Genomic DNA, 14,721 nt, shown 5'->3' with positions numbered 1-14,721 from the left:
CGAATTTCAGTGTGCAAAAATAGGGTATATATATGGATTCTCATAGATATTAACAATACTTAAAGAATCATTTCTTCCTAAGTGACAAAAGATTAAAATGTAAAGTTCTGTAAGGTTTTTTGTATCTTTAATACTAAAGCTGTAACTACTTCCTTTTCTTTAGAACCTATAATCAACATTTATAAACTTTAAAAATGGACAGGAAGTCTTTTATTCAAAAATCATTGGCGGCAATGTTTATTGCATTACCGGCCTATGCCTATCTGAGCTGTTCATCCGGCTCTGATGATAGTGGAAGCCCTTCCCCAAATCCTGATCCTACGCCTGACCCAACAGCCAATTGTCTTCAAAATGGCACCAATTCGTCCATCGGTGGAAATCATGGACATACTTTAACCGTGTCTAAAGAAGATGTTGAAGCTGGTACAGAAAAAACCTATAACATTGAAGGTAGTGCCGATCATAATCACACGGTAATCATCACGGCATCAAACTTTAGTTCGTTAAAAGGTAATGATTCTATAACAGTTACATCTTCTAGCGATGATGCCCACACACACTCTATTACTGTATCTTGTGCGTAAAATTTAAATTGGCTCCCTATCGCTATGGAAGCTGTTAGTGCGAGCGCAGTCGAGAATTATTTTTAATATCGTATGAATACGTTTCGACCGCGCTCGTATTAATAATTAATTTTCTTAAACTCATGCGTGAAGTTCCTTTCAGATTCTTTATTATTTATACCTATACATAAAATAAATTAGTATGCTTAATTTAGCAGCATGACAACAGTTGCACTCATTGGGGCTGGCAATTTAGCCACGCACCTGTATAAAGCATTTCGCAATACGGAAGACATCGAGGTTGTTCAGGTTTACAGCCGGAGTGAATTAGGGTCGGTTTCAGATGAAATGAACAACCGATGTATCCACGATTTACAAAGTTTGACTACAGCCGATATTTACATTATAGCTGTTTCAGATGATGCTATTGCCGAGGTTTCTAAGCAATTACCCTTTACAGACCGTCTGGTTGTACACACTTCAGGCAGCATGCCCATAGAGGTTATTGAAAGAACAAACAAAGCAGGAGTTTTTTACCCTCTTCAGAGTTTTTCAAAAGAAAAGGAAGTAGACTTTCAACAAATTCCATTGTGTATAGAAGCTGAAAATGAAGAAGATTTGAAGGTTTTAGAAAAACTTGGACGTGCTATATCACCCAAAGTGTTTCATATCAACTCTGCACAACGAAAGGCAATTCACCTGTCTGCCGTATTTGTCAATAATTTCACCAATCACCTGTATCATATTGGAAGTGAGATTTGTAAAGAAAATAATATCCCATTTGAAATTTTACATCCGCTTATTGAAGAAACGGCAAAAAAGATTCAGACAATGAATCCAAAAGAAGCGCAAACTGGTCCTGCAAGAAGATCTGATCAAAAAACCATAAATTCGCAACTTCAACAATTATCAAATAAATCTCAAAAAGAAATATACGAGTTAATGACTCGTTCTATAATAGCATTGTATGGAAGAGAAAAGTTATAAAGAGTATCTGGAGCATATTACTACTTTTATTTTTGATGTAGACGGTGTTTTAACAGATGGCACCGTATTAATTATGACCGATGGACAAATGTTACGAAAAATGACTACCCGTGATGGGTATGCATTGAAAACAGCTGTTCAAAAAGGTTATAATGTTTGTATCATTTCAGGAGGTAGCAACGAAGGAGTTCGTAAACGTCTGCAAGGTCTTGGAGTAACAGACATTTATCTGGGAACTCACCATAAAACTGAACAAATGGATGAATACATGGACATTTATGGAATCAAAGCTGAAAATGTCATGTATATGGGAGATGATATTCCTGATTTGGAGGTGATGAAATTGGTTGGGCTTCCTTGTTGTCCTAATGATGCAGCTTCTGAAATTAAAGAAATTTCAAAATACATCTCTCACAAAAAAGGAGGTAAAGGCTGTGTAAGAGATATTATTGAACAAGTTTTAAAAGTTCAGGGCAAATGGAATGGTGAGGATGAAAAAGATGCTCAATATGATTAATTAATAAATTTTTTATGCTAAACGACCTCTTAAAAAACCATCACCTGATTCTAGCTTCCGGCTCACCAAGGCGTCATAAATTTTTTAAAGATTTAGGACTTGATTTTGAAATTCGATTAAAACCTGTCGAAGAGATTTGCCCGGAGAGGCTTCGTTATAGCGATATTCCTGATTTTTTAGCGCAACTTAAAGCCCTGCCTTTAAAAGACACTCTTAAAGAACGGGATATATTAATCACCTCAGATACTATCGTCTGGCATCAAGGTAAGGCTTTAGGAAAGCCCGGGACTGAAAAAGAAGCCTTCGAAATGCTCCGTTCACTATCGGGTGAAGTTCACGAGGTGATAACCTCTATCTGTTTTACAACGCAACAATTGCAAAAAACGGTTAACGCCATAACGAAGGTTTATTTTAATGCACTTACTGACGAAGAAATATACTATTATATAAAAAACTATCAGCCTTTTGATAAAGCAGGAGCTTATGGAATACAAGAGTGGATCGGTCTCGTAGGAATAAAAAAAATCGAGGGTTCTTATTTTAATGTCGTAGGTTTACCTGTACATTTGTTGTATAAAACTTTAAAAACCATCGTCGAATAACTCATATGGACGTATTCTTAACCACCTATCGTGAAGAAATTTTACAAACACTGATTACCATCGTAATTTTAGTGATTGTGCGTTTTATATTTCATAAAGCAGCGAAAAAGGTTGGTGAGCTTAGTGACTTTAACACCGCACGAACTACTCTGATAATTAAATACATCAATGTTTCCCTGTCTATAATGCTCGCGGCCATCTTGAGTTTGATATGGGGGGTTAACTTTAATGACCTTGGTCTTATTCTATCTTCCGTTTTTGCGGTAATCGGTGTTGCTCTTTTTGCACAATGGTCGATTCTTAGTAATATAACTGCGGGGGTCATTCTGTTTTTTTCATTTCCGTATAAAATAGGAGATCGTATTAAAATACTTAATAAAGATTTTCCAACAGAGGGAATTATAGAAGACATCAAAGCATTCCATATGCACTTGCGTACTGATGAAGGGGAACTTATTACCTATCCCAACAACCTTTTTCTTCAAATTGGCGTTACGAAAATTGAAAAAGACAGCCAGGATGATGCTATTGACAGCATTTAGTTAAAGAATTTCTAAAACAATAGGTTTAGGTATCATAATTCCTATATTTGGAAGAGTTACACAAACCAACTTTTATGCGAAAAACTATACTTTTTCTTTTTGCTGGTCTATTATTTGCATCCAATTTAATTGCTCAACAACCAAAAAAATATAACGCCACAGAAATTTTTGAAGCCATTCAAAAACTTAACTTTTTAGGTTCCGCCCTGTATATTGCAGCTCATCCTGATGACGAAAACACACGACTGATATCTTATTTATCAAACGATTTAAAAGCTCGTACCGCTTACCTTTCCTTAACTCGTGGAGATGGTGGGCAAAATCTCATTGGCCCTGAGTTAAGAGAACTCCTTGGCGTACTTCGGTCTGAAGAGTTATTGGCCGCAAGAAGAATTGATGGTGGTGAACAGTTTTTTTCGCGTGCGAATGATTTTGGCTACTCAAAACATCCGGATGAAACACTGGCCATTTGGAATAAAGAGGCGGTTTTATCAGATGTGGTGTGGACGATACGTAATTTCAGACCCGATATTATTATCAACCGATTTGATCATCGATCACCCGGTACCACCCATGGCCATCATACCTCCTCAGCAATGTTAAGTTTTGAAGCTTATGACTTAGCAGCGAACCCGGATAAATTTTCAGATCAACTTAACTATACCGCTCCCTGGCAACCCAAGCGTTTGTTTTTTAACACCTCATGGTGGTTTTATGGAAGTCAGGAGAACTTTGAAAAGGCAGATAAAACCAATTTATTAGAATTTGAAATTGGTAATTATTACCCACTACGCGGAGTTTCCAATAATGAAATAGCCGCCTTAAGTAGAAGTCAACACCGCTCTCAAGGTTTTGGCAGTATGGGTTCAAGAGGAAGTCAAACTGAATACCTGGAATTCCTCAAAGGCGATATGCCTAAAGACAAAACCAATTTATTTGAGGGTATTAATACCACTTGGAGCAGGGTTAAAAATGGTGAAGCTATTGGGAAAATATTAGGTAAGATTGAGGAGAACTTTAATTTTAAAGATCCATCCTCTCATCTACCCCATCTTTTAAATGCCTATGGACATATCAATAAAATTGAAGATGACTACTGGAGAGCTCTCAAATTAAAAGAGATCAAACAAATCATTACCGCTTGTGCAGGACTATACCTGGAAGCGGTTGCAAATGATGTTTCTGCCAACCCGGGAGATCAAATCACCCTTTCAATCGAAGCCATAAACAGAAGTGATTCCGCTATAATTTTAAAAAGTATCAGCACCAATCTGAACAATTCTCAACAAGGGCTTAACACCCCGCTCAACAACAATGAGAAACAAGACATCGAATTGGAAGTTGTCTTACCTGATACCTTATCGTATACAGCTCCTTATTGGCTTACAAAAAAAGCTGAGTTAGGCATGTATATGGTAAAAGACCAAAACTTAATAGGGAAGCCTGAAACACCAAGAGCCCTATCCGTAACCTTTAATTTAGTATTTGATAATTCTATTACCCTCCCAATTGTAAAAGATGTTATTTATAAATATTCTGATCCGGCCAAGGGAGAAGTTTATCAACCATTTGAAATTTTACCCCCTGTAGCCGCAGCATTTGAAAACAAAGTCAATATCTTTTCAGATGCACAACCGAAAGACATTTCCTTAAAGGTGAGAGCAGTTAAGGATAATATTACAGGTATAATTTCTCTAGACCTGCCGGAAGGATGGGAAGTACATCCGGCAGTTATTAATTTCAATATCAAGAATAAAGGTGAAGAAAAAGCAGTAACCTTTAATGTTACTCCGCCTTCAAATGAAAATGTCGCAACCATTAAACCTCTCGTGCGGATTAATGGAGATGCTTATTCAGGAGCTTTAACCGAGATTGCTTATGATCATATCCCTACGCAAACCGTCCTCATGCCATCGGAGGCGAAGGTAGTTCGTATAAACATTGAAAAAGCCGGGGAAAATATTGGATACATTGTTGGTGCAGGTGATGCTGTGCCTGAAAGCTTACAGCAAATTGGTTATAATGTAATGACTATTGCACCAGAAGACATAAATGCTGAAAATTTAAAACGATTTGATGCTGTAGTGGTTGGAATCAGAGCCTATAATATCGTGGATGAATTAAAATTCAAACAGTCATTTTTATTGGAGTATGTTAAGCAAGGAGGTACTGTTATTGTTCAATACAATACCACCTGGAGGGGCGGTGACTTTCCTGTTAAAAACCTAGCTCCTTACGAACTAAAACTTTCGCGAGACAGGGTAACTGACGAAAATTCAGAGGTAAACATTATAGCAAAAAACCATTCTTTAATAAATTTCCCTAATAAAATTACCCAAAATGACTTCAATGGATGGGTACAGGAAAGAGGATTGTATTTCCCTAATCAATGGGGAGCAGAATTTTCTCCAATTTTATCCATGAACGACAAAGGTGAATCTGCTAAAAAAGGAAGTTTGTTAGTCGCTCCTTACGGAAAAGGTTATTATATTTATACGGGACTTAGCTTCTTTAGAGAGCTGCCGGCAGGTGTTCCTGGTGCATACAAATTATTCACCAATATGTTATCAATTGGTAAGGAACAGGTTAAAACAGACGATAAAAAAATTAAAGGTTAATAGATGCTAGATAAATTTGAATGGAAAAAATGGTACACCTTAGTATTGGTTGCCAACGCTATTTATATTATTGTTTTTTACCTAATAATGACCGGGAATCGCTAGTTTATGGAAGAAATAGATTGGATTGTATTATCGGGGACATTATTATTTATTGTTGGGTATGGTTATTGGAAAACCCGCGGGAGTAAGAATGTAAATGATTATATTCTTGGTGGTAATGAAGCCAAATGGTGGACTGTAGGACTATCCGTAATGGCGACTCAGGCTAGTGCTATCACCTTCCTCTCTACTCCGGGTCAGGCATTTCATGATGGTATGGGGTTTGTTCAGTTTTATTTTGGACTTCCTCTGGCCATGATCATCATATGCATGGTGTTCGTTCCTATTTACCACAAACTAAAAGTATATACAGCCTACGAATTTCTGGAAAACCGATTCGATTTAAAAACCCGATCCCTGGCCGCAATTCTCTTCTTGATTCAACGCGGACTGGCTGCCGGTATTACCATTTTTGCTCCATCTATAATTCTTTCTGCTGTTTTGGGCTGGGACTTGAAAACACTCAACCTGATTATTGGGGTATTGGTTATTATTTATACTGTTTCAGGAGGAACAAAGGCTGTTAGTGTTACCCAGAAACAACAAATGTTTGTAATCATGACCGGAATGTTCGTGGCTTTCTTTTTGATTTTAAGCTACCTTCCAAATGATATTACTTTCTATAAAGCCTTAAAAATTGCAGGAGCCAACGATAAACTTAATATTGTCGACTTTTCATTCGACACCTCGAGCAGGTACACCTTCTGGAGTGGAATTACAGGAGGATTGTTTCTTGCTTTAGCATATTTTGGAACAGATCAAAGTCAGGTTCAACGATATCTTTCGGGAAAATCAGTTCGGGAAAGTCAACTTGGACTTATATTCAATGGACTTTTCAAAGTTCCTATGCAGTTTTTTATACTGTTGGTAGGGGCTATGGTATTTGTTTTCTATCAATTTAATCATGCGCCTTTAAATTTCAACCCTGCTGCCACGGAAGCCGTATTGAAATCAGAAAAAGCTGAGGAATACAGATTGCTGGAAAAAGATTATCAAAAGCTTGAACGAGAAAAAAAGATCGCTCAAGATCATTTCGCATCCGTTTTGGATGTAAAAGATTTTGATATGACCATGAAGGCCAAAGAACATATTCAAGAAATTAATAAAAAAGAAAAAGACTATCGCAATTCAGCAAAAGAAATTATAAATACCGTAGATAAAGATCTTGAAACCAATGACAAGGATTATGTATTTATCCATTTCATTCTGAATAATATCCCTAAAGGACTGATTGGTTTATTACTTGCCGTAATTTTATCTGCTGCCATGTCCTCAACTGCATCTGAATTAAATGCATTAGGAACCATAACTACTATTGATTTATACCAACGGTACCAGAAAAAGGAACAGACTGAGAAACACTACCTGAATGCTTCGAAGTGGTTTACTTTGTTATGGGGTTTTATAGCTATTATGTTTGCTAACTTCGGATCGCTATTTGAAAACCTGATTCAATTGGTCAATATTATAGGGTCTATATTTTATGGAAATATATTGGGCATATTTTTAATTGCCTTCTTTATTAAGTTTATTCGGGGAAACGCTACTTTTATTTCAGCCATTATCACTCAAATAGTAGTTATTGTTACGTATTATTTCGCCATTGGCATTCAGCCTGAAGGTGAAGAAATGCTAAGCTATTTATGGTTGAACTTCATAGGTTGCATCCTGGTTATTCTTATGGCTCTTATTTTTCAGCTCATATCACCAAAGCGTCGTAATGCCTGATACAGATCATAAAATACGATGGGGTATCATCGGGTTGGGGAATATAGCCCAATCCTTTGCAACGGATTTACTTACCGTTAGCAATGGATGTCTTCATGGTGTAGCCTCCCGGGATCTAAATAAGGCCCAGGAATTTGCTAAAATGCATCATGCTCAACACGCATATGGCTCTTATGAATCATTAATTGCCGATGAGCAAATTGATGCGGTATACATCGCTACCCCGCATACGCATCATAAAGAATATACCATTGCCTGTCTAAAACATAAAAAAGCCGTGTTATGTGAAAAACCCTTCGCGATGAACAAAGATCAGGTACTGGAAATGATCGCAACTGCCAGGGAGCACGATGTTCTTTTAATGGAAGCACTATGGACCTATTTCCTACCTCATTATCGCTATGTTTTAGATCTTATTAACCGCAAAGAGTTTGGAACGGTTCAAAAACTGGAAGCCGATTTTGGATTTAGTAGTGAATTTGATGCTGACTCCAGATTGTATAATAAAGATCTCGGAGGTGGAAGCTTGTTAGATATTGGTATTTATCCTGTATTCATAGCCTTATCTGCCTTAGGAATTCCTAAAGAAGTAAATGCATCGGCTAAATTTTATAAAAATGGAATTGACACTGAATGCAGTGTTAAGTTTACTTATAATAATCGGTCTGAAGCATATTTACATAGCACCATTATTAAAGATACACCTACAACCGCAACATTCTATTGTGAACATGGTATAATCAAAATAAATGAAGGCTTTTATGGCCCTACCACCGTAACAATCGAGGCAAACAACGAACAAAAGACGCTCGATTTTGGATACACCACCAAAGGCTTCAGTTATGAGATAGCTCATTTCAACCAACTCCTTTTAAAAAATAAAAAGGAAAGTCCAATTATGACCTACGATTTTAGCATACAATTAATTAGTCTTTTGGACGAGATCAGAAAGCTCATAGGACTTGAGTACCCTGTATAAAATTATACTATAAAAAAAAGCATCCGTGGAATCCACTGATGCTTTTTTTTATTTACAGAACATTTTATTTAAGCATCCTCTAAAATTTGGGCTGCATGATCCTTTGTTTTTACTTTGTCGATCACCCTTTCCACTACCCCATTTTCATCTAAAATAAAGGTCTTTCTGTGGATTCCATCGTATTCTTTCCCCATGAACTTCTTAAGCCCCCAAACTCCAAAAATATTAATGACTTCCTTTTCTTCATCTGCGAGTAAAGGGAAAGGAAATTCATATTTGTTTTTAAAATTAGATTGACGCTTTTCAGAATCGGCACTTACTCCTAACAATTCGTATCCCTTATCTTGTAATTCTTTATAATGATCTCTTAGATTACAAGCTTCTGCCGTACAGCCTGGTGTACTTGCTTTTGGATAAAAGAAAACAATCAGTTTTTTACCTTTAAAATCAGATAAAGACACCTTATTTCCATCTTGATCGTTTACGGTAAAGTCTGCAACTTTATCTCCTGGCTTTAATGTGTTCATAAGCTATTTTTTTTAAGTTTTTTCAAAATTAAAGAGAACTAATTTCTATAAAAATTGCAAATTTGTTCTTCAGCATTTCCAGCAAATTTATATAAAACATGACGAAAGCAGAAAAAGTTGACTTTGTAATTGAAAAACTGGAGGAATTATATCCGAAAATTCCAATTCCTTTAGATCATAAAGATCCCTATACCCTCTTAATTGCTGTATTGTTATCAGCTCAGAGCACCGATGTAAGAGTCAATCAAATTACTCCTATCCTTTTTGACCGAGCCGACAATCCTTATCAAATGGCTAAGGTTCCTGTAGAAGAAATCAGGGATATCATTAAACCTGTCGGACTTTCACCTAAAAAATCTAAAGCCATTTCTGAATTATCACAAATACTCATAGATAAGTATAATGGTGAGGTACCACAAGATATAGATACTTTGGAAACCCTTCCTGGAGTCGGACACAAAACAGCGAGTGTAGTGGTAAGTCAGGCTTTTGGTATACCTGCGTTTCCTGTAGATACCCATATACATAGATTAATGTACCGCTGGGGGCTAACCAATGGTAAAAATGTCGTACAGACCGAAAAAGATGCCAAAAGGCTTTTTCCTGAAGAAAAATGGAATTCTTTACATCTGCAGATAATATGGTACGGCCGACAATATTCGCCAGCAAGAGGATGGGATTTGGATAAGGATATTATCACGAATACAATTGGCAGAAAGACCGTTATACAAGACTATTATAAAACAAAAAAGGCCCGCTAATAATAACGGGCCTTTTTTGCTACACAGTCATTTAGTTTAAAATATTTTCAAACTGAATATCTTTGTAGTTAATAACACTTAAAGCTCTAGAGTAATTCAACAGAAAATCTATTGTCTCTCTATTAGGTTTTAATTCTGTGGTGTTTGAAAATTCTTTTGAGTAAAAATTTGCCATATTGATCTTTTAAATATTATACCTTATCAACGTGGCTACTAATGCTTTATTGTTTTAATTCGTTAAAATAATTTTATTTTTCTCAATTATCTTTCGCATATTGATTATTGCATAACGCATTCTTCCAAGTGCCGTATTAATACTCACTCCTGTGGTTTCTGCAATTTCTTTAAAACTCATATCCTTGTACATACGCATAATAAGCACCTGCCTTTGATCGTCGGGTAGTTCTTCGATTAATGCACGAACATCCTGCTCAACCTGATCTTTTATAATTTGCCTTTCTGCATTCAAGGAAGAATCTCCCAAAACGGAAAAAATATTAAAATCGTCTGTTCCCTCAAACTTAGGCATACGTCCATTCTTTCTAAAATGGTCAATTACCAAATTCTGAGCAATACGCATTACCCAGGGGACAAACTTACCTTCTTCGTTATATTTTCCTTTTCTTAAAGTTCGAATAACCTTTATAAAAGTTTCCTGAAAAATATCTTCAGTGATGTCTCGATCGCATACCTTTGAAAAAATGAAGCTATAAATTCGTTGAGAATGTCTGTTAATTAGAAGTTCTAATGCTTGTTCTTCTCCTTGTAGGTATCGTCTAATAAGGGTAGAGTCTTTGGGTAATTGTTCCATACAAAATTACTTTTTTTTAAGATTAGGGCTTATACTACGTACTTTAACGTATATGTAATAAAAAAGTAATTTTGTTAAATAGGCGTGTTTGTTTAGACGGTTAACTACTCAAATATAAAAACATATTCTTAAAAAACACAAATTTCACAGCTACTTTTTAACATTTTTTTGTTTAGCCCAGCTGCTTTTAAAGCAGGAAATAGATCATTATCTTTGTGGTTTTCATCTATTTTCAATTTTAAATCCATGAAAATGGTATTTACTTTTTTTTGAAAACTATTATGACCGATATACTTACGTTAGACCCGAAGCAGAATATAATTATTAAAGGTGCCAAACTACACAACCTTAAAAATATAAATGTTGCTATTCCCCGTAATAAACTTGTGGTTATCACAGGCCTGTCGGGATCGGGTAAATCGAGCTTGGCATTTGACACACTTTATGCCGAAGGACAAAGAAGATATGTAGAGAGTCTTTCGTCATATGCAAGACAATTTTTGGGTCGTCTGGATAAACCAAAAGTTGATTATATAAAAGGGATCGCTCCGGCTATTGCCATTGAACAAAAAGTAAATTCAACAAACCCAAGATCGACTGTAGGGACTACTACAGAGATCTACGACTACCTGAAACTCTTATACGCACGTATTGGAAGAACCCATTCCCCTGTATCAGGCAAAGAAGTAAAAAAGCATACTGTAACTGATGTCGTAGATTATGTAAAACGCTATAATGATGGTAGTAAGTTACTTTTAATGGCTCCGGTACATATACCTGAGGATAGAAGTATGCTTCAGATGCTCAAGATATTATCCCAGCAGGGTTATGCAAGAATAAAGTATAAAGGTGAAGTCGTACGGATCGATACTATTGAAGAAGAAATTGACCATGACTTTCTTTTGGTGGTGGATCGTGTAGTGGTTCGAAAAGATGAAGATTTCTTCAACCGACTTGCAGATGCTGCCAGTACCGCATTTTTTGAAGGGAAAGGCGAATGTATCATTGAAGAACTACCATCTGGAAAGCAAACTCATTTTACAAATAAGTTTGAACTGGATGGTATGCAGTTTCTGGAACCAAATATTCATTTGTTTAGCTTTAACAACCCATATGGTGCCTGTCCAACCTGTGAAGGTTATGGTGATATCATAGGGATTGATCAGGATTTGGTTATTCCAAACTCAGGACTTTCCGTATATGAAAATTGTGTATTCCCCTGGCGAGGAGAAAGCATGAGCTGGTATAGAGATCAATTGGTTAATAATGCTTATAAATTTGATTTCCCTATTCATAAACCATGGTTTGAACTTTCTGAAGAACAAAAAGAACTGGTTTGGAAAGGAAATAAATACTTTGTTGGACTCAATGAGTTTTTCTCTGAGCTGGAAGAAAAGAGTTATAAGATCCAGAATCGGGTAATGCTTTCACGATATCGTGGTAAAACCAAATGTACGACGTGTCAGGGTAAAAGACTCAGACCAGAAGCAAATTATGTAAAGATTGGCAATAAAACCATTACCGACCTAGTAGAAATGCCTCTACATACCTTAGCTGCCTTCTTTTCGAATTTAAAATTAAATAAATACGACTTACAAGTGGCGTCACGCCTATTAAAAGAAATCAACAATCGCCTGCTGTTTTTATCGAATGTTGGTTTGGATTACTTAACGCTTAACCGTAAATCTAACACGCTTTCAGGAGGTGAATCACAGCGAATTAATTTAGCTACATCCCTAGGAAGCAGCCTGGTAGGATCGATGTATATCCTTGACGAACCTAGTATAGGATTACATCCAAAGGATACTGAAAAACTCATTAAAGTTTTAAAATCTCTTCGAGATCTGGGGAACACCGTTATTGTAGTCGAGCATGATGAAGACATCATGAAGGCCGCTGATGAAATTATTGATATTGGTCCTGAGGCAGGGACGCACGGAGGTAATGTAGTTGCTTCAGGGGTATACAATGAAATTTTAAAAAGCGACTCATTAACCGCCCAATATCTCAATGGACAATTAGAGATAAAAGTTCCTCAAAAAAGACGTTCTTCTAAAGAATATATTGAGATTATAGGAGCAAGAGAGAACAACTTAAAGAATATAGATGTTACATTTCCATTACAAATGTTAACCATGGTGACAGGCGTTTCGGGTAGTGGAAAAAGTACTTTAGTCAAAAAGATTTTATACCCGACAATTCTAAAAGAAACAGGTGGCTATGGTGAAAAGGCAGGACACTTCTCTAAAATTGGCGGAAAATACAGTTCAATTTCTTCAGTAGAGTTTGTGGATCAAAATCCAATCGGAAGATCCTCGCGAAGTAATCCGGTTACCTACATAAAAGCATACGATGATATTCGCGGTCTTTTTACAGATCAGAAGTTGGCTCAATTAAGAGGTTATAAACCCAAACATTTTTCATTTAATGTTGATGGTGGTCGCTGTGAAACCTGTAAAGGTGAAGGTGAGGTAACCATCGAAATGCAATTTATGGCAGATGTACACCTGGAGTGTGAAACTTGTAAGGGCAAGCGATTCAAAAAGGAAATTCTCGAAGTTAAATTTGAGGATAAAAACATCGATGATGTATTAAACATGACTATAGATGATGCCATTACCTTCTTCCATAAGTTTGATCAATCGAAGATTGTTAATAAACTTCAACCACTTCAGGATGTTGGATTAGGCTATGTAACACTTGGACAAAGTTCATCAACGCTTTCAGGAGGAGAAGCTCAAAGAATTAAGTTAGCCTCATTTTTGGTGAAAGGAAATTCGAAGGAAAAAACATTATTTATTTTTGACGAGCCAACTACGGGATTACATTTTCATGATATACAAAAGCTTTTAACATCCTTTGAAGCCTTAATTGAAAAGGGGCACTCTATCATAGTTATTGAACATAATCTCGAACTCATAAAATGTGCAGATCACATTATCGATCTTGGTCCTGAGGGAGGTGAAAAAGGAGGCGAATTAGTTGCCTGTGGCACCCCTGAGGAGGTTAGTTTAAATAAAAACAGCTATACAGCAACCTACTTAAAAGAAAAATTAAATTCATAATTCATACATGATTTAAATGAAACCGATTCCATTTAAAATACCCAAATCTGAGAATTCTTCCTTAAGAGTTCAAATCGATGAAGGATTACACTTTTATGATCGGCTTCATTATCATTCGGAGTTTCAAATTACCACTATTGAAAAAGGTGAGGGTATTTTGTACAGTGGTAATAATATGACCCAGTTTAAACCTGGTGATACTTTTATATTAGGCAGCAATATTCCGCATTTAATGAAAAGCGCAAAGCCCTATTTTTCTGAAGCTTCAACAGGTGTTTATTCAGTATCTCTCTTTTTTAACCTTAACTCTTTTGGTCAAAATTTTTTTAATATTCCTGAATTAAAAAACATCCACACGCTGCTACAAGAAAGCAAAAGAGGTATTTTAATTGAAGGCCCATTAAAAAAAGCTATTCATCAGCAGATTTTAAAAATGCCTTTACAAAAAGAAGAAGAATTAATAATTCAATTACTCCAAATATTATCAGTACTTAACAAAGCTTCCAAAAGCTTCATTAACTCTGATGTTTATCGCTTTTCAATTCAGGAAAAAGACGGGCTTCGATTAAATGACATCATAAACTACACCTTTAATCATCTGGAAGATGATATTAAAATAGATGATATTGCCGAAGTAGCCAATTTAAGTCGATCCCAATTCAGCCGATATTTTAAACTTCACACCAGAAAAACTTATGTGGAATTTTTAAATGAGTTGCGAATAGAATCTGCGTGTAATCTACTCCTAAATGAGAATAACACTATTGAAAATATTTGCTATGATGTAGGTTTTAAAAATCTTTCAAATTTCAATCGTCAATTCAAAAAGGTAAAAAGCGTAACGCCTTCTCAATATCGCTCTATTCAACTCAAATAAGAAGAAGCCAGTGCCAGTTTAAAAACTAACAAAGGCTTCTTA

Annotated in this window: 13 protein-coding genes; 11 read left to right on the top strand and 2 right to left on the bottom strand. The window is 36.0% G+C overall.

Translation table 11 applies throughout. The features are described from left to right. Window positions 1-194: 194 nt before the first annotated feature. The 8 genes from BM361_RS09985 (at window position 195) to BM361_RS09950 (ending at window position 8,638) form a co-directional block, all read left to right on the top strand. A complete protein-coding gene (locus tag BM361_RS09985; protein WP_074978575.1) occupies window positions 195-584 on the top strand; it encodes a hypothetical protein in 390 nt (129 codons plus the stop codon). A gap of 198 nt (window positions 585-782) precedes the next feature. Beyond that, window positions 783-1,550 carry a Rossmann-like and DUF2520 domain-containing protein gene (locus BM361_RS09980; RefSeq protein WP_074978574.1) on the top strand — a complete coding sequence of 256 codons (768 nt, stop codon included), beginning with the start codon at window positions 783-785 and terminating at the stop codon, window positions 1,548-1,550. After that, on the top strand, window positions 1,531-2,067 hold the full coding sequence (locus BM361_RS09975; RefSeq protein WP_038262811.1) for a KdsC family phosphatase: 537 nt from the start codon (window positions 1,531-1,533) through the stop codon (window positions 2,065-2,067). The genes BM361_RS09980 and BM361_RS09975 overlap by 20 nt, the downstream gene beginning before the upstream one ends. Window positions 2,068-2,081: 14 nt before the next feature. Beyond that, the gene (locus BM361_RS09970) at window positions 2,082-2,669 is read left to right on the top strand and encodes a Maf-like protein (protein WP_074978573.1); all 588 of its coding nucleotides are present in this window, start codon (window positions 2,082-2,084) and stop codon (window positions 2,667-2,669) included. Between the two features lie 5 nt (window positions 2,670-2,674). After that, window positions 2,675-3,211: a mechanosensitive ion channel domain-containing protein gene (locus BM361_RS09965; protein ID WP_074978572.1), complete on the top strand. Its 537-nt coding sequence runs from the start codon at window positions 2,675-2,677 to the stop codon at window positions 3,209-3,211. Between the two features lie 74 nt (window positions 3,212-3,285). Then, a complete protein-coding gene (locus tag BM361_RS09960; protein WP_074978571.1) occupies window positions 3,286-5,829 on the top strand; it encodes a PIG-L family deacetylase in 2,544 nt (847 codons plus the stop codon). A gap of 108 nt (window positions 5,830-5,937) precedes the next feature. Then, on the top strand, window positions 5,938-7,659 hold the full coding sequence (locus tag BM361_RS09955) for a sodium:solute symporter family protein (RefSeq protein WP_074978570.1): 1,722 nt from the start codon (window positions 5,938-5,940) through the stop codon (window positions 7,657-7,659). Next, complete coding sequence (locus BM361_RS09950) at window positions 7,652-8,638, top strand: Gfo/Idh/MocA family protein (RefSeq protein ID WP_074978569.1); 987 nt, start codon at window positions 7,652-7,654, stop codon at window positions 8,636-8,638. The genes BM361_RS09955 and BM361_RS09950 overlap by 8 nt, the downstream gene beginning before the upstream one ends. A 68-nt stretch (window positions 8,639-8,706) precedes the next feature. Here BM361_RS09950 and bcp read toward each other — a convergent pair whose 3' ends face one another. Next, window positions 8,707-9,165 carry a thioredoxin-dependent thiol peroxidase gene (gene bcp, locus BM361_RS09945; RefSeq protein WP_074978568.1) on the bottom strand — a complete coding sequence of 153 codons (459 nt, stop codon included), beginning with the start codon at window positions 9,163-9,165 and terminating at the stop codon, window positions 8,707-8,709. A 98-nt stretch (window positions 9,166-9,263) separates the two neighbouring features. On the opposite strand from bcp, the gene nth reads away from it, so the two are divergent. After that, the gene (gene nth, locus BM361_RS09940; RefSeq protein WP_074978567.1) at window positions 9,264-9,926 is read left to right on the top strand and encodes an endonuclease III; all 663 of its coding nucleotides are present in this window, start codon (window positions 9,264-9,266) and stop codon (window positions 9,924-9,926) included. Between the two features lie 229 nt (window positions 9,927-10,155). Here nth and BM361_RS09935 read toward each other — a convergent pair whose 3' ends face one another. Continuing rightward, the gene (locus BM361_RS09935; RefSeq protein ID WP_038262787.1) at window positions 10,156-10,737 is read right to left on the bottom strand and encodes an RNA polymerase sigma factor; all 582 of its coding nucleotides are present in this window, start codon (window positions 10,735-10,737) and stop codon (window positions 10,156-10,158) included. A 281-nt stretch (window positions 10,738-11,018) separates the two neighbouring features. Between BM361_RS09935 and uvrA the strand changes: the two genes are divergently transcribed. Together uvrA and BM361_RS09925 are read left to right on the top strand one after the other, a co-directional pair. Next, window positions 11,019-13,802 (top strand): excinuclease ABC subunit UvrA, encoded by a 2,784-nt coding sequence (gene uvrA, locus BM361_RS09930; protein WP_074978566.1) that lies wholly within the window; start codon window positions 11,019-11,021, stop codon window positions 13,800-13,802. Between the two features lie 16 nt (window positions 13,803-13,818). Continuing rightward, window positions 13,819-14,679 carry an AraC family transcriptional regulator gene (locus BM361_RS09925; RefSeq protein WP_038262781.1) on the top strand — a complete coding sequence of 287 codons (861 nt, stop codon included), beginning with the start codon at window positions 13,819-13,821 and terminating at the stop codon, window positions 14,677-14,679. Window positions 14,680-14,721: the final 42 nt, after the last annotated feature.

The sequence above is a fragment of the Zhouia amylolytica genome (assembly GCF_900116365.1).
Classification (GTDB): Bacteria; Bacteroidota; Bacteroidia; order Flavobacteriales; family Flavobacteriaceae; genus Zhouia; species Zhouia amylolytica.
Note: the sequence above shows the minus strand (reverse complement) of the source record. Positions and strands in the feature narration are given on the sequence as shown.

What these genes read in the sequence shown, in the direction of transcription:
- BM361_RS09985 (WP_074978575.1), top strand. Translation starts at nt 195, where the DNA reads ATGGACAGGAAGTCTTTTATTCAAAAATCATTGGCGGCAATGTTTATT.
- BM361_RS09980 (WP_074978574.1), top strand. Translation starts at nt 783, where the DNA reads ATGACAACAGTTGCACTCATTGGGGCTGGCAATTTAGCCACGCACCTG.
- BM361_RS09975 (WP_038262811.1), top strand. Translation starts at nt 1,531, where the DNA reads ATGGAAGAGAAAAGTTATAAAGAGTATCTGGAGCATATTACTACTTTT.
- BM361_RS09970 (WP_074978573.1), top strand. Translation starts at nt 2,082, where the DNA reads ATGCTAAACGACCTCTTAAAAAACCATCACCTGATTCTAGCTTCCGGC.
- BM361_RS09965 (WP_074978572.1), top strand. Translation starts at nt 2,675, where the DNA reads ATGGACGTATTCTTAACCACCTATCGTGAAGAAATTTTACAAACACTG.
- BM361_RS09960 (WP_074978571.1), top strand. Translation starts at nt 3,286, where the DNA reads ATGCGAAAAACTATACTTTTTCTTTTTGCTGGTCTATTATTTGCATCC.
- BM361_RS09955 (WP_074978570.1), top strand. Translation starts at nt 5,938, where the DNA reads ATGGAAGAAATAGATTGGATTGTATTATCGGGGACATTATTATTTATT.
- BM361_RS09950 (WP_074978569.1), top strand. Translation starts at nt 7,652, where the DNA reads ATGCCTGATACAGATCATAAAATACGATGGGGTATCATCGGGTTGGGG.
- bcp (WP_074978568.1), bottom strand. Translation starts at nt 9,165, where the DNA reads ATGAACACATTAAAGCCAGGAGATAAAGTTGCAGACTTTACCGTAAAC.
- nth (WP_074978567.1), top strand. Translation starts at nt 9,264, where the DNA reads ATGACGAAAGCAGAAAAAGTTGACTTTGTAATTGAAAAACTGGAGGAA.
- BM361_RS09935 (WP_038262787.1), bottom strand. Translation starts at nt 10,737, where the DNA reads ATGGAACAATTACCCAAAGACTCTACCCTTATTAGACGATACCTACAA.
- uvrA (WP_074978566.1), top strand. Translation starts at nt 11,019, where the DNA reads ATGACCGATATACTTACGTTAGACCCGAAGCAGAATATAATTATTAAA.
- BM361_RS09925 (WP_038262781.1), top strand. Translation starts at nt 13,819, where the DNA reads ATGAAACCGATTCCATTTAAAATACCCAAATCTGAGAATTCTTCCTTA.